18 protein-coding genes are annotated in these 19,881 nt (G+C 72.4%); 13 read left to right on the forward strand and 5 right to left on the reverse strand.

Going from position 1 to position 19,881, the window contains the following annotated elements; genetic code table 11:
* Nucleotides 1-555: 555 nt before the first annotated feature.
* From ABZX61_RS60755 to ABZX61_RS60765, 3 genes are all read left to right on the forward strand, one after another.
* Nucleotides 556-1,839 (forward strand): YcaO-like family protein, encoded by a 1,284-nt coding sequence (locus ABZX61_RS60755; RefSeq protein WP_355211106.1) that lies wholly within the window; start codon nt 556-558, stop codon nt 1,837-1,839.
* A 68-nt stretch (nt 1,840-1,907) separates the two neighbouring features.
* A complete protein-coding gene (locus tag ABZX61_RS60760) occupies nt 1,908-4,082 on the forward strand; it encodes an NACHT domain-containing protein (protein ID WP_355211109.1) in 2,175 nt (724 codons plus the stop codon).
* Between the two features lie 16 nt (nt 4,083-4,098).
* Nucleotides 4,099-5,487 carry an amino acid permease gene (locus tag ABZX61_RS60765; protein WP_355211111.1) on the forward strand — a complete coding sequence of 463 codons (1,389 nt, stop codon included), beginning with the start codon at nt 4,099-4,101 and terminating at the stop codon, nt 5,485-5,487.
* A 50-nt stretch (nt 5,488-5,537) separates the two neighbouring features.
* Here ABZX61_RS60765 and ABZX61_RS60770 read toward each other — a convergent pair whose 3' ends face one another.
* Entirely contained in the window at nt 5,538-6,815 is a 1,278-nt protein-coding gene (locus tag ABZX61_RS60770) for a discoidin domain-containing protein (RefSeq protein WP_355211114.1), read from the reverse strand.
* A gap of 180 nt (nt 6,816-6,995) precedes the next feature.
* Between ABZX61_RS60770 and ABZX61_RS60775 the strand changes: the two genes are divergently transcribed.
* Nucleotides 6,996-7,415: a CoA-binding protein gene (locus ABZX61_RS60775; RefSeq protein WP_350740982.1), complete on the forward strand. Its 420-nt coding sequence runs from the start codon at nt 6,996-6,998 to the stop codon at nt 7,413-7,415.
* A 17-nt stretch (nt 7,416-7,432) separates the two neighbouring features.
* On the opposite strand, the gene ABZX61_RS60780 is transcribed toward ABZX61_RS60775, so the two are convergent.
* The 3 genes from ABZX61_RS60780 to ABZX61_RS60790 are packed head-to-tail and all read right to left on the reverse strand — an operon-like array spanning nt 7,433 to nt 11,405.
* Nucleotides 7,433-8,935 carry a carboxyl transferase domain-containing protein gene (locus tag ABZX61_RS60780; protein WP_355211117.1) on the reverse strand — a complete coding sequence of 501 codons (1,503 nt, stop codon included), beginning with the start codon at nt 8,933-8,935 and terminating at the stop codon, nt 7,433-7,435.
* On the reverse strand, nt 8,920-10,086 hold the full coding sequence (locus ABZX61_RS60785; RefSeq protein ID WP_355211120.1) for a CoA transferase: 1,167 nt from the start codon (nt 10,084-10,086) through the stop codon (nt 8,920-8,922). Before ABZX61_RS60785 ends, ABZX61_RS60780 begins: the two co-directional genes overlap by 16 nt.
* Nucleotides 10,083-11,405: an SLC13 family permease gene (locus ABZX61_RS60790; RefSeq protein WP_355211123.1), complete on the reverse strand. Its 1,323-nt coding sequence runs from the start codon at nt 11,403-11,405 to the stop codon at nt 10,083-10,085. The genes ABZX61_RS60785 and ABZX61_RS60790 overlap by 4 nt, the downstream gene beginning before the upstream one ends.
* A gap of 99 nt (nt 11,406-11,504) precedes the next feature.
* Between ABZX61_RS60790 and ABZX61_RS60795 the strand changes: the two genes are divergently transcribed.
* The 6 genes from ABZX61_RS60795 (at nt 11,505) to ABZX61_RS60820 (ending at nt 17,006) form a co-directional block, all read left to right on the forward strand.
* Nucleotides 11,505-12,143 (forward strand): GntR family transcriptional regulator, encoded by a 639-nt coding sequence (locus ABZX61_RS60795; RefSeq protein WP_355211126.1) that lies wholly within the window; start codon nt 11,505-11,507, stop codon nt 12,141-12,143.
* A 150-nt stretch (nt 12,144-12,293) separates the two neighbouring features.
* Nucleotides 12,294-13,574, forward strand: coding sequence for an esterase-like activity of phytase family protein (locus ABZX61_RS60800; RefSeq protein ID WP_355211129.1), 1,281 nt, complete (start codon nt 12,294-12,296; stop codon nt 13,572-13,574).
* A gap of 111 nt (nt 13,575-13,685) precedes the next feature.
* A complete protein-coding gene (locus ABZX61_RS60805; RefSeq protein WP_355211131.1) occupies nt 13,686-14,573 on the forward strand; it encodes a hypothetical protein in 888 nt (295 codons plus the stop codon).
* 65 nt (nt 14,574-14,638) lie between these two features.
* Nucleotides 14,639-15,163 carry an EXLDI protein gene (locus ABZX61_RS60810; protein ID WP_185072484.1) on the forward strand — a complete coding sequence of 175 codons (525 nt, stop codon included), beginning with the start codon at nt 14,639-14,641 and terminating at the stop codon, nt 15,161-15,163.
* A 92-nt stretch (nt 15,164-15,255) separates the two neighbouring features.
* Nucleotides 15,256-16,212 carry an ATP-binding cassette domain-containing protein gene (locus ABZX61_RS60815; protein WP_355211134.1) on the forward strand — a complete coding sequence of 319 codons (957 nt, stop codon included), beginning with the start codon at nt 15,256-15,258 and terminating at the stop codon, nt 16,210-16,212.
* Entirely contained in the window at nt 16,209-17,006 is a 798-nt protein-coding gene (locus ABZX61_RS60820) for an ABC transporter permease (protein WP_355211137.1), read from the forward strand. Before ABZX61_RS60815 ends, ABZX61_RS60820 begins: the two co-directional genes overlap by 4 nt.
* 28 nt (nt 17,007-17,034) lie before the next feature.
* Here ABZX61_RS60820 and ABZX61_RS60825 read toward each other — a convergent pair whose 3' ends face one another.
* Nucleotides 17,035-17,595: a helix-turn-helix domain-containing protein gene (locus tag ABZX61_RS60825; protein ID WP_350740962.1), complete on the reverse strand. Its 561-nt coding sequence runs from the start codon at nt 17,593-17,595 to the stop codon at nt 17,035-17,037.
* An 89-nt stretch (nt 17,596-17,684) separates the two neighbouring features.
* Between ABZX61_RS60825 and ABZX61_RS60830 the strand changes: the two genes are divergently transcribed.
* The 3 genes from ABZX61_RS60830 (at nt 17,685) to ABZX61_RS60840 (ending at nt 19,864) form a co-directional block, all read left to right on the forward strand.
* A complete protein-coding gene (locus tag ABZX61_RS60830) occupies nt 17,685-18,434 on the forward strand; it encodes a glucose 1-dehydrogenase (protein ID WP_355211140.1) in 750 nt (249 codons plus the stop codon).
* Nucleotides 18,435-18,512: 78 nt separating this feature from the next.
* Nucleotides 18,513-18,713, forward strand: a complete 201-nt coding sequence (locus tag ABZX61_RS60835; RefSeq protein ID WP_350740959.1) for a ferredoxin — start codon at nt 18,513-18,515, stop codon at nt 18,711-18,713.
* A complete protein-coding gene (locus ABZX61_RS60840; protein ID WP_355211142.1) occupies nt 18,710-19,864 on the forward strand; it encodes an FAD-dependent oxidoreductase in 1,155 nt (384 codons plus the stop codon). The genes ABZX61_RS60835 and ABZX61_RS60840 overlap by 4 nt, the downstream gene beginning before the upstream one ends.
* Nucleotides 19,865-19,881 lie beyond the last annotated feature (17 nt).

A 19,881-nucleotide genomic window follows, 5' to 3' on the forward strand; every position in this document is an offset into this window, starting at 1 on the left:
TGTCCAATTCCGCGCACCGGATGATGCGCCGCCGGGCAGTCGCGAACCGGCACTACCCCGAGAATGTCCGCCACGACTGGCACGCCTGTGGTGCGTCCACTATGCCGATGGGCCAGATGTACTTCAAGGTACAGATGCGAAGAAACATCACGAATGGCGGGTTGACTCTTTGTCAGCACACGGTTCGTGACCGTAACGGCCGTCATCTCACTCAGAGTGACGATCTTGGGACTCCGGATGACAGGGGTGGGTACCCACCCCGGCCGCGGCCATCCCCCAGAAAATGTAAATAAGTCCGCAAATAGCCTTTCTAGGCTTTTGCAGAGGCGGCGCTACAATTAAGGCGGAAAGGAAGGGGGAGGCTCATGGGAAATGTCGTGGACTATATCGTGACCGAGTCGCTGGATCGCGCGACCCAGCACCTGACCCAGGCCGAACTCGACCGGCTGGGCGAGCTGCTGTCCGCCACGACCGGCGATGGCAGAAGGTAGGCCGCGTCGATTTCCGAAATCCCCGCGACGGGCGGGGCGGCCGTTCTGCGCGGCGGAACGAGCGGTGCCGCTGGACGAGGCCGGGAGGCGGGCGTCCGCGGCACTGACCGCGCTCGGCCTGCGGGCGGAGCTCGTGGACGCGGGCGACGGCCGCGACCCGACCGCCTGGTGGTGCCGCCTGCTCGGCGGCGCGGGGGACCTCTCGCCGGTCGCGTGCGGGATGGGCAAAGGACGCCCGGACGAGGCCCGCGTGGGCGCTCTGTTCGAGGCCGTCGAGCACTACCTCACCGGCCCGGCCGGGTTCGACCCCGCCGCCGTACGGCCCGTCGCGCCCGCCGCCCTCGCCACGGGCCCGCTGCGCGGGGACGCCTGCGCGCTGCTGCTGACCGGGACGCCCGGCCGGCGGATGGCCTGCCTGCGCTATCGCCTCCTCGACGGGCCACCCCTCCCCCACAGGCGCGCCGACGCGCTGGTGCCGCTGTTCCTGTCGGCCCCCTGGTACGCCGAGACCGGCGCCGCGCCGCTGCGCGAGCTGGCCGGGGACGACTGCGACTACGCCGACCTGATGCGCTACAGCTGCAACAGCGGCTCGGCCGTCGGCATCACCGCCGCCGAGGCGCTGCTGCACGCCCTCAACGAGGCCGTGGAGCGGGACGCCCTTTCGCTGCTCCTCGTACGCGCCTTCCTGGGCGGGGACGGCTTCCGGCTCAGGCTGATCGACCCGGGGACGCTTCCGCACGGCCTCGCGCGGGCCTACGCGACGGCGGAGGAGCTGACCGGGTCACCGGTGCACCTGCTGGACATCACCAGCGACCTCGGCGTGCCGACGATGCTGGCGTACACGGCTCCGGCCGACCGCCGTCCGCACCGGCGCGGCGGCGGCACCTCGCTGGACCCGGCGTACGCCGCCTGGCGGGCGCTCACGGAACTCGTCCAGGCCACGCTCGGCGAGGGTCTGCCGCACTCCGGAGCCATACGCGGCGATCTGGCCGGGCTGGCGGCGCACCCCGCGCTGCACGCGTGCGGGCGCTTCGACCTCACCGACGCCCTGCGAGAGGCTCAGGTGGTCCCCTTTCCGCAGGCCGCCGCGGCGGCCGGGACTCCCGGCGCCCAGCTGCGGAAGGTGGCCGCGACGCTGGCCGCGCGGGGCCACCCGGCCTACCACCGCATGGTGCGCGTCCTCCCCTGCGGGATCACCGCCGTGCACGTGATCGTGCCGGAGCTGGAGCGGTTCATGCTGGTCACCGACGGCAACCTCGTCCTGCCCGGCCGCAGGGGGCTGGCCGTCGCGGCCGGACGGGTTTCCGAAACGCTGCCACAGGATTGGCGGCCCCCATCAATGAGGTGAATGGTTTTTCCGCTTTATCGACCTTGCGTGGAGAATTACCAGCCTCTTTATCCGCACATACTGGATTTATGGGCGCACGATATTGGCAGAATCGCCAGGCCAAGATGTCGGTGGTGCTCGGCGTTCTGCTCCTGGCCCTGGCCACCATGATCCTGACCGTGGCCACCCGATTGCCGAAGGACTGGGGGATCACGGCCGGATCCGCTCAGATCATCGCGGCGGTGACGGGCGCGATAGGGCTGGGCAACGGCCTGGTGCAGTTCCTGACCTGGTGGCGCAAGCGCGGCGCGGCCACCGCCGCCCCCACCTCGGCCGACGTCGCCACCGCGAAGGACGTCCTCTCCGGGCTGGTGACCCAGCAGTGGCGCGACGAGACGGTCCTGCGCTCGCTGTGCGATCCCGAGCCCATGCCGCTGCCGTGGCACTCGACCGAGCGCCGCGAGCTCGCCGACCGTCCCGAGATCATCGCCAAGGGCACCGTGGCCTTCCCCGGCCTGGACGTGCACATCGCGGACATGGCACGTAACTTCCGCGCCCTGCGCTGCCGCCGGCTGGTCATTCTGGGCGGCCCGGGCACCGGCAAGACCACCCTGGCCGTGCAGCTCGTCCTCGAACTGCTGCGCACGCGGGAGCCGGAGGAGCCCGTCCCGGTGCTGCTGTCGGCCGCGCGCTGGGACGACCGCCTCTATGGGCGGCTGCAGGACTGGCTGGCCGCGAGCCTGGCGCTGGACTATCCGGCGCTGCGCGCGGAGGGCCTCGGCACGGACATGCCGGAGACGCTCGTGGCCCGGGGCGAGGTGCTGCCCGTCATCGACGGCCTGGACGAGCTGCCCGACACCGCCCGCGCGGACATGCTGACCGCGCTGAACCGGTCGATGTACGAGACCGACCAGCTCATCCTCACCTGCCGTACCGATCAGTTCGCCGAGTCCGTCGAGGAGATCGGCGACGCCCTCACGGCGGCGGCGGTCATCGAGCCACAGCCCATGTCCCCCGCCGCGTCGGCCGACTACCTGGAGGCGTGCCTGCCGCCGGTGCCCCACTCCGTCTGGCCCCAGGTCCTGGAGGAGCTGCGCAAAAGCACCGTCCCCGCATTGGCCGAGGTCACCTCGACGTCTCTGGGGCTCTGGCTGGTCCGCGCCACCTACATCGCGCCGCGGATGGATCCGATGCCGCTGCTGGCGCTCGGGCGCGGCAGCGCGGCGACGTTGCACGACCATCTGTGCGACCAGCTCATCCCGGCGCTGGTGAGCACGCGTACGCCCGCCGAGGGCCCGCCGCAGCCCTTCCGGCCCCAGCATGCCTGGACACCGGAGCAGGTCGACCGCTGGCTCACGTACCTGTCCCGCCAGCTCGAACGCAACGAGGAGGACCCGCGCGACGTCGCGTGGTGGCACCTGGCCCGCTACACCTCCAGCCGCACGGTCCGGTTCGGGGCCGCCGCCGTGATCGGGGTCGTGGTCGGGCTGGCCTTCGGGCTGCTGACGAAGTCGCTCTTCTTCAGCGCGATGGCCGGCCTGTTCTCCGCGCTCGTGGCCGAGACCCTGATCGGCTCCTGGTTCACCGAGTCGCCGGGCCACGCCGACTTCCACCTGCGCGGCAGGCTCGCCGAGCTCCTTCCCGCCCTCCGGGACGGGCTGATCGTCGGAGCCCTGGGGGCCATCGTCGGCTGGCTCATGGCCTACGCGAGCGGGAAGCCGGTCTTCGCCCTGAGATCCTCGGTGCAGATCGGGCTGCTGTCCTTCGTCGGGTTCGTCGCCCTGCTCAGCCTGATCCGCTGGGTCGAGAGCCCCACCGCCGACCTGACGGCCAGATCCCCGCGCTCGACCTGGCAGGCCGACCGGAACCTGACCGCCATCCGGATCATCGGCGGGCTCGTGGTCGGGCTCGCCACCGCGGGCGTCCTGCTGTACTCGGGGATCCCCCCGGACATGTCGATCCTGGTCGGCCTGGTGCTGGGGCTGCTGTTCGGGCTCGTCCTGGGCCGCCACCACGCCTGGCTGGCCTACAAGCTGACGATCCCCCGCCTGGCCACCCGGGGGAGCCTGCCGCTGCGGGCGATGGACTTCCTGGACGACGCCCACCGGCTGGGCCTGCTGCGCACGGAAGGGCCGTACTACCAGTTCCGGCATGTCGAGCTGCAGCAGCACCTCGCGGACGGGCGGCACGTGGCGCCCGTGACCCCGCCCACCAGGGCTCATTCGCATAGGGACGGCCCTGGTGGGCCGGACGGACGCACATAGTCGCATCGGGGGCGTCATGACAACTTCAGGAGGCGTCTTCAGACGCAAACCGGTGGAGCTCATCGCCACCGAGCACGAGGGCGAGCTGGCCAGGTCGCTCGGGTTGTGGCAGCTCACCGCCATCGGCGTGGGCGGCATCATCGGCGCGGGCATCTTCGCCCTGGCCGGCGCGGTCGCCAACCAGACCGCGGGGCCGGCCGTGCTCGTCTCGTTCCTCATCGCGGGGATCGCCAGCGCCGCCGCCGCGTTCTCGTACGCCGAGTTCGCAGGCCTGATCCCGAAGGCCGGGTCCGCCTACACCTACGGGTACGCGGTCCTCGGGGAGATCGTCGGCTGGTGCATCGGCTGGGATTTGCTGCTGGAGTACACCGCCATCGTCGCGGTCGTGGCCATCGGCATCTCCGGCTACTTCGGCTTCCTCGTGGAGCAGCTCGGCTTCACGCTGCCCGCGTGGATGCTCGGCGCGCCCGGCACCGGCACGGGGCACGTGGTGGACCTGTTCGCGGCCATCCTGTGCCTGTTCATCGCCTTCCTGCTGAATCTCGGGATCCGCGCCGCGGCCAGGTTCGAGACGTCCGTGGTGGGCATCAAGGTCGCCGTCGTGCTGCTGGTGATCGTGGTCGGCTTCTTCTATATCAACCCGTACAACTACACGCCGTTCTTCCCGTTCGGGGTCAGCGGGGCGATCACCGGTGCCGCCACCGTGTTCTTCGCGGTGTTCGGCTACGACGCGATGAGCACCGCGGCCGAGGAGTCACGGGACGCGCAGCGGCACATGCCGAAGGCGATCATCTACTCGCTGGCCATCTCCATGGTCCTGTACGTGCTGGCCACGCTCGTGCTCACCGGCATGCAGAACTACCGGGAGATCGATCCCGAGAGCGGCTTCTCCTCGGCGTTCGCCTCCGTCGGGCTGCCCGGGCTCGCGTCCCTGATCGCGGCGGGCGCCGTGGTGGGCATCCTCACGGTCATGTTCACGTTCATGCTCGGCGTCACCCGGGTCTGGTTCTCGATGAGCCGGGACGGGCTGCTGCCGCACTGGTTCGCCAAGCTGCACCCGGTGCGCCGGGTGCCCACGCGGGTCACCTGGATCGTGGGCGTCGCGTCGGCGTTGATCGCCGGGTTCCTGCCCATCCGGGAGGCGGCCGAGCTGACGAACATCGGGATCCTGCTGGCGTTCGTGGTCGTGTGCGTGGCGGTGATCGTGCTCCGCTACCGGCAGCCCGACCTGCCGCGCCAGTTCCGCCTGCCGGGGATGCCGGTGGTGCCGGGCGTCGGGGCGCTCTTCTCGATCTGGCTGATCACGTTCCTGAGCCCGGTGACGTGGCTGCGCTTCGCCGTCTGGTTCCTGATCGGGCTGGTCGTCTACTTCGCCTACAGCCGGCGCCACTCGGCGCTCAATTAGCCCGGGCCGGGCACGGCCCCCTCTCGGGAGCCGTGCCCGGGTCACGTCGTTCAGAACGGGCAGGTGTCCGTCCACTGGGTCACCAGCGAGGTGTTGTTCCGGTCGGCGTCACGCACGCTGCCGCACAGGAACGGGGTGAAGCGGGCGTCGTCGCGCAGCCAGCGGCTGAAGAACGACACGATCCACTTGCCCTGCTTGGCCTTGTTGCCGTAGCCGGTCATCGGGCAGAGGTGGTCGCCGGGGACCTCGATGTACAGCTTCTCGGCCTGCGTCATGCTGTTGTACCAGGGCCTGGCGTACGTGCCGCCGGGCGCGGCGACGTCGCTCGCGCAGGTCAGGAAGAAGGTCGGCTTGGCGACCCCGGCGAAGCTCCCGCTCTGGTGGTAGGGCGCCAACGGCACGCCCGCCCTGAACCGGGCGTCGTCGCGCAGCGCCACCATCGTGCCGCCGCCGCCCATGGAGTGGCCCGCGGCGCCGAGCACGCCGTTCAGCTTGCCCGAGATGGGGTTGCCGGTGGCGTTGCCGAGGTTGAGCAACTGGGTACCGGCCGCCCTGATCTGGGTGCCCCGCTGGTCGGGGCTGTCGGACAGCGTGTTGGTGTCGACGTTGAGGACGACGAAGCCCCAGGACGCCAGGCGCGGGCCGAGCCAGCTCAGGTTCTGCTGGGTGCCCTGGTAGCCCGGCATGAGCACGATGCCCGGATACGAGCCGCCGGCCGTCGGGTACGTGATCGTGCCCGCCTTGTAGCCGCTGGGGTTGGGGACGGTGTAGGTCGCGGTGGCCAGCGGGCCGGTGGTCGCCTCCAGCGACTGGGTGGTCGGGTCGGGGATGGTGCCCCCTGGAGGCGGCGTGGTGCCGCCCATCGTGCCGTAGACCTGGAACTCGAACAGCGAGTAGCCGTAGGCCGTGCCGCGGGCGGTGCCGTACATCCGTACGTACCGCCCGTTCCCGGTCACGGCGAGGGTCTGCGTCCCGCCGGTGCCGGTGCCGGTCGCGTAGACGGTGGTCCAGGTCAGGCCGTCGGCGGAGGTCTGGATCTGGAACGCCCTGCCGTACGCGGACTCCCAGCTGAGCACCACCTGGCTGATGGCGGCGGTGCCGCCGAGGTCGACCCGCAGCCACTGCGGGTCGCCGAAGGCGCTCGACCAGCGGGTGGCGGCGTTGCCGTCCACGGCCGCCGAGGCGGGCGTGCCGGCGTTCTCGGCGGACGACGCGGTGACGGGCTTGCCCTGGGACAGCAGCGGGTCGGCGACCGCCTGGGCGCTACCCGCGCCGCCGACCAGCGCGGCGGCGAGGGCCAGCGCGACGAAAACGAGAGAAGATCTCATGCTCTACCTCTGTGGAACGGGCGTGGCTTTCGCCAGCACGCGGACAGAAAGGCCGGTCGCGAGAGCGCTCTTCAACGCTCTGGACCATATGCGGCGGTCGACGGTGTCGAAAGCGCGGCAACCGCTGAGCGGAAGATGAATGCGGGAAGTTCCGGCGGGCGTGCCGTGTTGGTGCCGAGCATGGGAGACCGCTTCGCCGACGGCGACGTCATCAAGCGCCTGCTTCACGGGGCGCGGCACTGGGCCTTCGTGGGCCTGAGCGACAATCCGGAGCGCACGGCCTATGACCAGGCCCGGCTGCTCCAGGCTCGGGGCAGACGGGTCATTCCCGTCCATCCGGCCGCCGAGACCGTGCTGGGCGAGCCCGGGTACGCGTCGCTGGCCGAGGTGCCGGACCCGCTGGACGTGGTCGCCGTTTACCGGCGCGCCGAGCTGGCGGGGGAGTCGGTGGACGAGGCGATCGCGGCAGGGGCCAAGGCGATCTGGCTCCCGCTCGGCGTCATCGACGAGGCGGCCGCCGAACGCGCGCTGAGCGCCGGCCTCGACGTCGTCATGGACCGCTGTCCGGGCGTCGAATGGGCACTGCGCAGAGACGCCTAAACAGGCAGCCGAGGCTTCTAGCCGGCCGCCTGGGCCCGGTCGCGGGTGGTGCCGAGGGCGCGGTAGCGCCGGAGCCGTTCGGTGAGCAGGTCGGGGCGGCGGCGGGGCAGCATCGCGGCAAGCTCCCGCTCCAGTTCGCGCCCGACGCGGCGGCAGAACGCCTCCGGTTCGTCGGCCGCGTCCGGGCGCTCGGGGACGACCCGGTCGGCGATGCCGTCGGCGACCAGGTCGGCGGAGCGCACACCCTGCGCGGCCGCCAGCTCCGGGGCGTGCTCGACGTCGCGGTGCACGATGGCGCTGGCGCCCTCGGGCGGCAGCGGGGACAGCCAGCCGTGCTGGGCGACGAGCACCCGGTCGCACGGGATCAGCGCGAGCGCGCCGCCGCCGCAGCCCTGGCCGAGCAGGATCGACAGCGTCGGCGCCTCAAGGGTGACGAGCTCGGACAGGCATCGGGCGATCTCGCCGGCCAGCCCGCCCTCCTCCGCCTCGGGGCTGAGCGCCGCGCCGGGGGTGTCGATGACGGTGACGAGCGGCAGGTTCAGCTCGTGCGCCAGGCGGAAGCCGCGCCGGGCCGCGCGCAGGGCCGCCGGGCCCATCGGCCCCACGTCGGTCTGGGTGCGGCGGTCCTGGCCGAGCAGCACGCACGAGACGCCGCCGAAGCGGGCCAGCGCCAGGTACAGCCCCGGGTCCTGCTCTCCCTCGCCGGTCCCGTTCAGCGGCAGGACGTCCGAGGCGGCGTAGCGGAGCAACTGCCGGACGCCGGGCCGGTCGGCCCGCCTGGAGCGGATGATCGACTCCCACGCGGGCACGTCCGGCAGCGGCTCGGACGGCGGCATCTCACCCAGGGGCGGCTCCACCGGTGGCGCGAGCAGGATGCGCAGCGCGCGGTCGGCGATCGCGGCCAGCGCCTGCGGCGGCAGCACGGCGTCGACCAGGCCGTGCCGGTACAGGTTCTCGGCGACCTGGACGCCCTCCGGGAACGGCTCGCCGTACAGGGACCGGTAGACGCGCGGGCCGAGGAAGCCGATCATCGCGCCGGGTTCGGCGGCCGTGACGTGGCCGAGCGAGCCCCACGAGGCGAGCACACCGCCGAGGGTGGGATCGCGCAGGTAGACCAGGTACGGCAGGCCCGCGGCCTTGTGCTGCGTGACCGCGGCCGAGATCTTCACCATCTGCAGGAACGCCACCGTGCCCTCCTGCATCCTCGTGCCGCCCGAGGCGGGCGCGGCGAGCAGCGGCAGCCGCTCGGCGGTCGCCCGCTCCACGGCCGACACCAGGCGTTCGGCGGCGGCGACCCCGATGGACCCGGCGAGGAACCCGAACTCGCAGGCGACGACGGCCACCCGGCGGCCGTGCAGCAGCCCCTCCCCCGTGATCACCGCCTCGTCCAGGCCCGTCCGCTGCCTGGCGGCGGTCACGTCGGCGTCCTCCACCGGCCCGAGCGGCCGGTCCCAGCTGCGGAAGGAGCCGTCGTCGAGCGCGAGTTCGACGAGTTCGAGCGCGGTCATCCGGCCAGCCACGAGCGGATCTCCTCCTCGTCGGCATTCAGCACGGGAGGCGCGGCGTGGTCGGTCCGGGTGATCTCGACCTCGCCTTCCGGCCCGGCCGGGTCGAAGAACCGCAGAGGCGGGCCGGGCAGCGTGATCCCGCCGATGCCCGCGTGCTCGACGTCGATGAGCAGGCCCTGCGACCTGGTCTGCGGCCAGTCGTACACCTCGTCCAGGCTGCGCACCCGGCCGGCGGGCACGCCCGCGGCGGCCAGCCGGCGCAGCAGTTCGTCCGCGCCGAAGGGGGTGAAGGCGGCCTCGATCAGCTCGACCAGCCGCCGGCCCGCGGCCACCCGCTCCGCGTTCGTCGCCAGGCCGGGCTCCCGCGGGTCCAGGCCGAACTCGGCGCAGAAGCGCTGCCACAGTCCCTCGCTGCCCACCGCGATCTGCACGTGGCCGTCCCCGCACCGGAACAGCCCGTACGGGGCGATGGAGGGGTGGTGGTTGCCCTGGGCGCGCCCGACCTCGCCGGCCACGGTCCAGCGGGTGCCCTGGAAGGCGTGCACCCCGACGATCCCGGCCAGCAGCGAGGTGCGCACGACCTGGCCACGGCCGGTCCGCTCGCGTTCGAGCAGCGCGGAGACCACGCCGTACGCGCCGTACATGCCGGCCAGCAGGTCGCCGATCGGCACGCCGACCCGCTGCGGGTCGTCGGGTCCGGACCCGGTGAGCGACATCAGCCCGGCCTCGCCCTGCGCGATCTGGTCGTAGCCGGCCCGCCCGGCCTCCGGCCCGTCGTGGCCGAACCCGGTGATGGACAGCACGACCAGCCGCGGGTTGAGTTCGAGCAGGCGCGCGGTGGTGAAGCCGAGCCGGTCGAGCACGCCGGCGCGGAAGTTCTCCAGCAGCACGTCCGCCTTGCGGATCAGGGCCTCGAGGGTGGCCCGGCCGTCCTCGTCCTTCAGGTCCAGGGCGATCGACTGCTTGTTGCGGTTGCACGACAGGAAGTACGTGGACTCGGAGCCGGCGAAGGGCGGGCCCCAGCCCCGGGTGTCGTCGCCGCTCCCGGGCTGCTCCACCTTGATCACCCGCGCGCCCAGGTCGCCGAGCATCATCGCGGCGTGCGGCCCGGCCAGCGCCCTGGTCAGGTCGACGACGACGTAACCCGCGAGCGGGCCGCTCATGACAGGCTCCCCGGCACGACGAGGATCACCCAGCACAGCACCGGCGCGACCACCATGATGGTCATGCCCCAGGTCATCAGGCGCTTGAAGACGTTGTCGCGTTCGGACACGTCCGCGTTCGCGACGACCAGGGCCCCGTTGGTCGAGAACGGGCTGCAGTCGACCACCGAGGAGGAGATCGCCAGCGCCGTGACCAGCCCGACGGCGCCGACCTGACCGGTCTGCAGGAACGGCACGGCGAGCGGGATGAGTGCCCCGAGGATGCCGGTCGTCGAGGCGAAGGCGGAGACCACGGCGCCGATGAGGCAGATCAGGAACGCGGCCACGAGCGGGGCGCCGACGTGGGCGACCCCGTCGCCGAGCCACTTCACCGTGCCCTGGTCCTCCAGCAGGGAGACGTAGGTGACGATGCCGCCGACGAGGAGCACCGTACCCCAGCTGATCTTGTCGACGGTGCCGCGGGCCGCGGAGGGGAAGATCAGCGTGAGCGCGACCGCCACCGCCAGGGCGAGGAAGCCGATGTCGAGGTCGAAGACGAGCGCGCCCACGGCGAGCACGAGCAGGCCGACCAGCGTGAGGGAGCGCTGCGCGTCGAGGCGGGGCAGGGCGTCGTCGGCGGGGTCGGGGGCAGCGGCGGGGTCACCCGCGGATCCGGTGGCGGCGCCTGCGCGCGCGAGGGTCGCGACCTGCTGCTTCGGCGTCTCGCGGTCGCGCTGCAGCAGCTTCGTGCCGCCCAGGGTGAGGAAGCCGACCAGGCTGATCAGCGCGCAGGCGCCCATCGCGCTGAAGAACAGCACGGCCGGGTTGCCCGCAAGGTGGCTCTTGTCCACGACGCCGTTGGTGATCGCGCCGAAGATGCCGATCGGCGAGAAGCTTCCGCCGGTGGCGCCCTGCACCACCATCAGGCCCATCATGACCGGGTTGATCCGGTAGCGGGCGGCGAAGCCCATGGCCACCGGGGCCACGATGGCCACCGCGGCCGGGCTGGCGGCGCCGATCGCCGTGATCGCGGCGCACACCACGAACATCACCCACGGCATCAGCGCGACGCGCCCGCGTACCGCGACCACGGCCCGGTGCACGATCCAGTCGACGGTGCCGTTGTTCCTGGCCAGCGCGAACAGGTACGTGACGCCGACCAGGATGACGAACAGGTTGGCCGGGAAGCCGCCGAGGACGTCCGACACCTCCACGCCGAACACCGCGGTGCCCACGACGAAAGCCGCCACGAGCGCCAGCGCCCCCATGTTGATGGACCGGACGGTGGCTATCAGGAACACCAACACCAACACAACCAACGCAACGACTTCCGCTGACATCGGCGACTCCTCGGGTCAGGTGACTCTCCGGTTACGTGCGTATTTCCGGATTGGCCTAGCCTCTGCGCCACTGCGCCGGATGTCAATAGACTGTCCCCCGTGACCAAGAAGCGCCCGCAGACCGCCGCGGTTCCCGAGCGGATGGAGCGTCCCCGCCTCTACGTGCAGCTGGCCGACCACATCGCGCGCTTCATCGAGGCTCAGGGGCTCTCCCCCGGCGACCGCCTGCCGCCCGAGCGTCGCCTGGCGGCCGAGCTCGGCGTCAGCCGGGCGACCCTGAGCCGCGCCCTGGTGGCGCTCGAGGTCCAGGGCATGGTCGAGGTCCAGCACGGCAACGGCGCCGTGGTGCTCGCGCCGGCGCTGCAGGAGACCCGGCAGGAGTCACCGCTGGATCCGGCGTTATCGCTGGCCGAGCGCGACCCGATGGAGCTCGCGCGGGCACGGGAGGCGATCATGGCGGGGCTGGCGCGCAGCGCGGCGGCGCATCCCGACCGCAGCCTCCGGCTCGCCCTGCTCGACGCCGACGGCCGGCCGGTGCGCTTCTCCGACACCTGGCCCTGCGTGCGCAGGCTCGCGGGGGCGAGCCTGCTGGCCGATCTCGACGACCTGCTCTCGGAGGCCGCGCCGCTGGACGACGCCCGGGTCTCGGGCGAGCGCCTGACGGCTCTCGCCCGAGCCGTCGTGATCGGTGACGCGGACGCGGCGGCGGCCGCCTGCGCCTCCCTGGTCCGGGTCTGACCCACCGCGCGCCCAGGCGCCGTCACGCGACGGCGCCTGAGATTGCCGTGCGGTGACGTCAACGCGCGTTCATGTGCGCTTCGGCGGCTGGACATCGAACCTCTGTAGGTTCCACCCCGAATCAGCACATTTGCCCCTAAGGGAAGCGCCATGTCTCGTCACCTTGTCGCCGCACTCGCCATCGGCACGGCGCTTGCCGGCTCACTCGCCGCGCCCGCCGCCGCCTCCCCCGTGAAGGAGCCGCGGATCCTGTCCGACGTGACGCTGCCCGCGCCGGACCTGGCCGCGTTCGAGCCCGGAATCGTCCAGGACTCCCGAGGGGTCAAGCTGGGCGGTGTCGGCAGCGGCCTGTACCCCGCCGGGCGCGACGGCGAGTACTGGATGGTGACCGACCGCGGCCCGAACGGCGAGCCGAAGGTCAACGGCGAGAAGCGGCGCACGTTCCCGGTGCCGGAGTTCGCGCCCGCGATCGTGCGCGTGGCCGTCCGGCACGGCACGGCGCGCATCGTGCGCAGCATCCCGCTGAAGAAGTCCGACGGCACGCCGATCACCGGCCTGTCCAACCAGTCCGGCCACGACGAGGCCCCCTACACCTGGGACGGCCTGACCACGCTCCCCTACGACCCGAACGGGCTGGACACCGAGGACATCGTCACGGACGGGCGCGGCGGCTTCTGGCTGGTGGACGAGTACTCCCCCTCGCTCCTGCACGTGGCCGGCGACGGGCGGATCCTGACCCGGTACGTGCCCAAGGGGCTCGGCCTGACCGGAGCCGGCTACCCCGTACGCGAGACGCTGCCCGCCATCTTCGCCAGTCGCCAGCAGAACCGCGGCATCGAGGCGCTCGGCGTCTCGCCCTCCGAGCGCGCCCTCTACCTGGCCGTGCAGAGCCCGCTGGCCAACCCCGACAAGAAGACCGGCAAGGCCTCCAGCATCGCCCGCATCCTGCGGGTGGACCTGCGGACCGGGCGGCCCACCGGCGAGTGGGCCCACAAGATGGAGGACGTCGCCACCTTCGACCCGGCCGCCGAGCAGGGCGACATGAAGATCTCCGCGCTCAGCGTGCTGAAGCCCGGCCGCCTGCTGCTCCAGGAGCGCACCGATGCCGTGGCCCGCCTCTACACCGTCGACCTCCGCAAGGCGACCGACCTCCTCGGCGGCCGCCACGACGACCCGGCGACCACGCCGTCGCTGGAGGCTTCCCTTCCCGCGGACGTCACCGTGGCGGCCAAGTCGCTGACCGTGGACCTGGCGGCGATCGACGGGCTGCCCGGCAAGATCGAGGGTGTCGCGGTGCTCGACCCGAGGACCATCGCCATCGCCAACGACAACGACTTCGGCGTCGGCACCTTCGACGCGAACGGCCGCCTGGTGGACACCGGCATCCCCAGCCGCATCCTGACGATCCGCCTCCCCCGCCCGATCGGCTGAGCACCGCGGCCGGCCGTCCCGCTTGGCCCGACGGCCGGCCGCCTGGCGCGGACGCTTGTCATGCGGCCGCTCCGGCGCGTGACCGTCCTTGCCGGCGCCTACTATTCGCGCATGACCACGCACGGATTCACGCTCGCCGCCGAGGGCCCGTTCGACTTCGACGCCTCGCTGCGCTTCATCGAGGACTGGCCGGCCACCAGCGCGCTGCCCTCCGACGGGCGGGCGATGCGCTTCGCCTACAGCGCGGAATCCGACTGGCTGCCGATCGGCGTCACCGTGACGGGCGCGCCGGGCGGGGTCGCCGTGGCCACGACGCGGCCCGCCGGGCCGGGGATCCGGGGCGAGGTGGCGCGGATCCTGTCCCTCGACGTCGACGGCACCGGCTTCGCCAAGCTCGGCGAGGCCGACCCGGTGCTCGGCGACCTGCAGCGGCGCAGCCCCGGCCTGCGGCCGGTGTGCTTCTGGAGCCCGTGGGAGGCCGCGTGCTGGGCGGTGATCGTGCAGCGTTCGTCGATGCTCATCGCCTCGCGGATCAAGCAGCGCATCGCGGAGCGGTACGGCGCGAAGGTCACCGTCGACGGGCAGGAGCACCCGGCCTTCCCCCCGCCCGTGTCGCTGCTGGAGGCCGGTGGCCTGGGGCTGCCGGCGCAGAAGGAGGAGTGGCTGCGCGGCCTGGCGCGGGCGGCGCTCGACGGCGTGCTCACCACCGAGCACCTGCGCGCGCTCGACCCGCAGGATGCCCTGGCCGAGCTGCGCGCGCTGCCCGGCGTGGGGCCGTTCTCCGCGGGGCTGATCCTTATCCGCGGCGCGGGCGCGCCGGACGCGTTCCCCGGCGACGAGCCGCGCCTGTTCGCGATCCTTCGCGAGGCGTACGGCCTGCCGGAGGACGCGCCGCCGAGCGCGTACCGGAAGCTGGCCGAGGCGTGGCGGCCCTACCGGTCCTGGGCCTCCTTCCTCTTCAGGGCCTCCTCCTACGGCACCGTCGACGACCGCGACTGAGAGCCCCGTTGCCATCCTCGTCCCGTATACGTAGACTCATACGTATACGGGATGAGGGTGAGACGATGCCGAACAAAACGATCTACGTGTCGGACGAGGATCTGCCGATCTTCCAGCGGGCGCAGGAGCTCGCCGGCGGCAAGCTGTCGACCGCCATCAGCGTGGCGCTGCGGCGCTACGTCGAGATGGAGGAGGGCCGCCAGGAGGGCTACGAAGAGATCATCGTGCAGGTCGGCCAGGGCGCCGGGCGCAAGCAGCGCTTCTCCGGCGTGCTGCTCGGCGAGTGGGGCCGCACCAGCCGCAGCGGGCGGGTGGAGATGTTCCGGGTGTACCGCTCGCGCAAGGGCAAGTTCGTCCTGCACGTCGACCGCTCGCCCGACTGGGTGAGCGGCTCGGAGTCCGACGACTGGGTGAGCACCTGGCGCGGCTACCTCGGCCTGGGCGAGACGAGATGGGGCTTCGTGCAGGGCGCGGCCACGCTGGACGTCTTCGACACGGTCGAGGAGCTGCGCGGCAAGATCCCTGACGAGTTCTACGACCTGATCGCCGACCTGGCCGAGCGGCCCGCCGTCGAGGACCTGGACATCTAGCACCCGCTGATCGAAGCGGGCGGGCGACCGTCCGCCATCCCGTCATGCCCATAAATCATGGTTAACCTCCCAATAAAAGGAGAAATCCCGCGATGCCCCCCGCCATTCACGCCGAGGGCCTGGTCAAGAAGTACGGCGACGTCGTCGCCCTCGACGGGATGGACCTGTCCGTCCCCGAGGGCATGGTGCTCGGCCTGCTCGGCCCCAACGGCGCAGGAAAGACCACGACGGTACGGATCCTGACCACCCTGGTGAGACCGGACGCCGGACACGCCACCGTCGCCGGCCTGGACGTCGTCACGCAGGCCGACCGGCTGCGCTCGCGCATCGGCGCGTCCGGCCAGTACGCGGCGGTCGACGACCACATGACCGGCGCCGAGAACCTGGAGATGGTCGGCCGCCTCTACCACCTGGGCGCCGGGCGCAGCAGGCAGCGCGCCCGGGAACTGCTGGAACGCTTCGACCTGACCGGCGCGGCCGACCGCCCGGTGCGGGGCTACTCCGGTGGCATGCGGCGCCGGCTCGACCTGGCCGGCGCGCTGGTGGCCGACCCGCCCGTGCTCTTCCTCGACGAGCCCACCACCGGCCTGGACCCCCGGGCCCGCGCGGGCCTGTGGGACGTCATCTCCGAGCTCGTCGCGGGCGGCACGACCGTGCTGCTCACCACCCAGTACCTGGAGGAGGCCGACCGCCTCGCCGATCGGATCGCGGTGGTCGACCACGGTCACGTGATCGCGCTCGGCACCGCCGACGAGCTGAAGGACCAGGTCGGCGGCGACCGGATCGAGCTGACCGTGGCCGGCGCCGGCGATCTGGCGGCCGCGCGGCACGCCCTGGCCTCCTTCGGCGAGGTGCGGATCGACCCCACCGCGCTGCACGTGACAGTCCCGGTCACCGGCGGCACCGCCGCGCTCACCACCGCGCTCGGCCTGCTGGCCGCCGAACGCGTCACGGTCCGCGACGCCGGGCTGCGCCGCCCGACCCTGGACGACGTCTTCCTCACCCTCACCGGCCACGAGGTCACCGCCGAGAAGGAGTCCGCCCGATGAACGCCCTGCAGATCGCGCTCGCCGACGGCGTGACGATCACCAAGCGCAACGCGCTCAAGATCAGACGGGCCCCGGACCTGCTCGGCGGCGCGGTCATCCTGCCGATCGTGTTCGTGCTGCTGTTCGCGTACGTCTTCGGCAGCATGATCGAGCTGCCGGGCATGTCCTATCGCGAGTACATGATCCCGGGCATCTTCGTCCAGACCATCGTCACCAGCGCGCAGATCACCGGCTACACCCTCACCCAGGACCTGCAGAAGGGCATCTTCGACCGGTTCCGCACGCTGCCGATGGCGCCCTCGGCGGTGCTGGTCGGCCAGACCGTCTGCGACGCGCTCATGAACGTGACCAGCATCGTCGTGATGGCGCTGGTGGGCCTGGCCGTCGGCTGGCGCATCCACACCTCGCCGCTGGAGGCCGCGCTGGGCCTCCTGCTGCTGCTGTTCTTCGCGTACGCCTTCTCCTGGGTGACGGCGGCGGTGGCGCTGGCCCTGCGCACGCCCGAGGTGTTCAACAACATCGCCACCATCGTGTCGATGCCGCTGGTCTTCCTGTCCAACGCCTTCGTCGACACCGGCCGCCTGCCGGGGCCGCTCAGGGCCGTCGCCGAGTGGAACCCCGTCTCCACCGTGATCCAGGCCGCCCGCGAGCTGTTCGGCAACGCGGCCGCGACCCGCCCGCAGGCCTGGCCGCTGCAGCACGCGGTGGCGGTGTCGCTGTCCTGGTCGGTGCTGATCCTGGTGGTGTTCGTGCCGCTGGCCACGCGCCTGTACAAGCGGGCGGTCAGCCGGTGACCCCTCCCGGCGACGGGCGCGGGCTCGCTCAGGGCGCGATGCCCTCGCGCAGCAGCGCCCACACCCGGTCGGCGGTGGCGCGCCGGTCGGGTGCCGGGGTCTTGGCCAGGACCCCGGCGAGCATGCCGATGGCCAGCACCAGGTCGTCGGCCGAGACGCCGTCACGGACGTCTCCCGCGCGCCGGGCGTCGCCGAGCACACCCGCCAGGACTCCCGCCACGCGATCGCGTACGTCGATGATGCGGGGATCGGGCTCGCTCGGCCGCGTGCTGACCAGCTCGATGAACGCGGTCGAGGCGATGGCCTGCTCGGTCAGCAGCGCCAGCAGGTCGTCGAGCGTGGTGCCGGGCCGGGCCGCCAGCGCCTCCAACTCCGTGACGCCGTCCTCGAAGACGGCCATCGCGAGGCTGATCCGGTCGGGGAAGTGCCGGTAGAGGCTGCCCTGCCCGACCCCGGCGGCGCGGGCGACCGTGCTCAGCGGCGCGTTGAATCCGGCGCTGGCGAACACCTCACGGGCGGCCGCGACCAGCGCCGCCCGGTTCTCGGCTGCGGCGCTCGGTCCTCTGTTCGGTCGACGTGACTCCGGCACAGCGGGTATCGTAGCAACCGGACAACATCGTCCGGTTACCGTGCCGCAAGCATGGCGGGCCGGAGGACGGCTGGCGAAAGGACGGGCTCTTGAGCACATTCGACGATCGCGTCGCCCTGATCACAGGTGCGGGGTCCGGAATCGGCCGGGCGATGGCCGTGGCGTTCGCCAAGGCGGGCGCCCGCGTCGTGGCCTGCGACATCGACAAGGAGTCGGCCGGGCGGACCGCCGAGGAGATCGGCGAGGCGGCCGTCGCGGTCTCCGCCGACATCTCCGACGAGGCGTCGGTGGCCGCGCTGACCGAGGCGGCGATCGGCGCGTACGGCCGCATCGACGTGCTGTGCAACAACGCCGGGATCATGGACACGATGGCGCTGCCCGCCGACATCCCGGTCGAGCTCTGGGAGCGGGTCCTGCGGGTGAACCTGACCGGCACGTTCCTGGTCACCCACGCGGTGCTGCCGCACATGCTGCGCCAGGGCTCCGGCGCGATCGTCAACACCGCCTCGGAGGCCGGCATCCGGGGCGGGGCGGCCGGCGCCGCCTACACCGCGTCCAAGCACGGCGTGGTCGGCCTCACTCGCAGCGTGGCCTGGGCGCACGCCAAGGACGGCATCCGCTGCAACGCCATCCTGCCCGGCCCCACCATGACCAACATCGCCACGAACGCCTCCTTCGACCCCACCGGCGCCGCCCGGCTCAGCCCCGTGCTCGCCCTCGGCGAGCGGCTGGCCCAGCCGGAGCAGATGGCCGACGCCGCGCTCTTCCTCGCCTCGGACGCCGCCTCGTTCGTCAACGGCGCGATCGTCCCGGTTGACGGCGGCTGGTCGGCGGCCTGACCGCCGAGGAGCTGAAGCGCCGCGAAGGGCTCGTCGTCGGCGACCTGCGGCGCTGGTAGAACCGAAAGGAACCCTCTGATGAACGTCACCGTCGACACGGACAAATGTTGCGGGGCAGGCAGCTGCGTGCTGATCGCCCCCGAGGTGTTCGACCAGGGTGAGGACGACGGCATCGTGATCCTGCTGGACCCGTCGCCGGCCGAGCCCCTGCACGCCGCCGTACGCGAGGCGGCCGCCGTCTGCCCGGCCGCCGCGATCACCCTGGACGGGCAGTCTTGACGGACGTCCTGATCGTGGGCGCCTCCGCCGGCGGCCTGGCCGTCGCGGAGGCGCTGCGCCGCAAGGGCCACCAGGGCGGCCTGACCGTCCTGGGCGCCGAGCCGCACCCGCCCTACGATCGCCCGCCGCTGTCCAAGCAGGTGCTGGCCGGCACGTGGGAGAGCCAGCGGGCGCACCTGCGGGCCGAGACCGAGCTGGACAAGCTGGGCGCGACGTTCATCCTCGGCGACCCCGCGGTGCGGCTGGACCCCGAGGCGCGGGAGGTGTCCGCCGCCTCCGGGCGGACCCTGCGCGCGCAGGCCGTCGTGCTGGCCACCGGGCTGACCCCGTCCCGGCTGCCGGGCCAGGACGGGCTGGCAGGCGTGCACGTGCTGCGCACCCTGGACGACGCGCTCGCGCTCCGCGCCCACCTGCTCGAAGGACCGCGCCTCGTCGTCGTGGGCGAAGGGGTGCTGGGGGCGGAGGTGGCCGCCACCGCACGCGGCCTCGGCCTGGACGTCACCCTCGTCGGCCTCGGCCGCGCGGTCCTGGCCGACCAGCTCGGCGACCCGGCCGCCGCGCTGCTCACCAGGAAGCACGCCGAGCACGGCGTCCGGCTGCGGCTCGGCGTCGGGGTCCAGGGCCTGGCCTCCGAGAGCGGCCGGGTGACCGGGGTACGCCTGGCGTCCGGCGAGCTGCTGCCCGCCGACGCGGTGGTGGTGGCGATCGGCTCCCGCCCCGCGACCGGGTGGCTCGGCGACAGCGGGCTGACTCTGCGCGACGGCGTGGAGTGCGACTCCCGCTGCCGCGCCGGCGACGGCGTCTACGCGGTGGGCGACGTGGCCTCCTGGCAGCACGAGGGGCTCGGCCGGCGGCTGCGGCTGGAGAACCGGACCAACGCCGTCGAGCAGGCCCAGGTCGTGGCCGCCAACATCCTCGGCGAGAACCTGGCCTACACGCCCGTCCCGTACTTCTGGACCGACCAGTACGACGTCAAGCTCCAGGTCCACGGGCTGCCGTCGCCCGAGGCGGAGGTGAGCGTGGTCGAGGGCGACCCCGAGCAGAACCGCTTCGTCGCCCTCTACCGGCTCGACGGCGTGGTCACGGCGGTGCTGGGCTGGAACATGGCCAAGGCCGCCCGCCTGCGCCGCGGCCGGCTGGGCACGACGTAACCCGCGTGGGGTGGCGG

Origin of the sequence: Nonomuraea sp. NPDC003709, from assembly GCF_040610775.1 — a bacterium.
GTDB lineage: Bacteria > Actinomycetota > Actinomycetes > Streptosporangiales > Streptosporangiaceae > Nonomuraea > Nonomuraea angiospora_A.

Coding starts and splice junctions, on each gene's coding strand:
- ABZX61_RS60790 (WP_355211123.1), bottom strand. CDS start 11,405: ATGTCAGCGGAAGTCGTTGCGTTGGTTGTGTTGGTGTTGGTGTTCCTG.
- ABZX61_RS60810 (WP_185072484.1), top strand. CDS start 14,639: ATGCCGAACAAAACGATCTACGTGTCGGACGAGGATCTGCCGATCTTC.
- ABZX61_RS60800 (WP_355211129.1), top strand. CDS start 12,294: ATGTCTCGTCACCTTGTCGCCGCACTCGCCATCGGCACGGCGCTTGCC.
- ABZX61_RS60765 (WP_355211111.1), top strand. CDS start 4,099: ATGACAACTTCAGGAGGCGTCTTCAGACGCAAACCGGTGGAGCTCATC.
- ABZX61_RS60775 (WP_350740982.1), top strand. CDS start 6,996: ATGGGAGACCGCTTCGCCGACGGCGACGTCATCAAGCGCCTGCTTCAC.
- ABZX61_RS60815 (WP_355211134.1), top strand. CDS start 15,256: ATGCCCCCCGCCATTCACGCCGAGGGCCTGGTCAAGAAGTACGGCGAC.
- ABZX61_RS60820 (WP_355211137.1), top strand. CDS start 16,209: ATGAACGCCCTGCAGATCGCGCTCGCCGACGGCGTGACGATCACCAAG.
- ABZX61_RS60785 (WP_355211120.1), bottom strand. CDS start 10,086: ATGAGCGGCCCGCTCGCGGGTTACGTCGTCGTCGACCTGACCAGGGCG.
- ABZX61_RS60805 (WP_355211131.1), top strand. CDS start 13,686: ATGACCACGCACGGATTCACGCTCGCCGCCGAGGGCCCGTTCGACTTC.
- ABZX61_RS60770 (WP_355211114.1), bottom strand. CDS start 6,815: ATGAGATCTTCTCTCGTTTTCGTCGCGCTGGCCCTCGCCGCCGCGCTG.
- ABZX61_RS60835 (WP_350740959.1), top strand. CDS start 18,513: ATGAACGTCACCGTCGACACGGACAAATGTTGCGGGGCAGGCAGCTGC.
- ABZX61_RS60760 (WP_355211109.1), top strand. CDS start 1,908: ATGGGCGCACGATATTGGCAGAATCGCCAGGCCAAGATGTCGGTGGTG.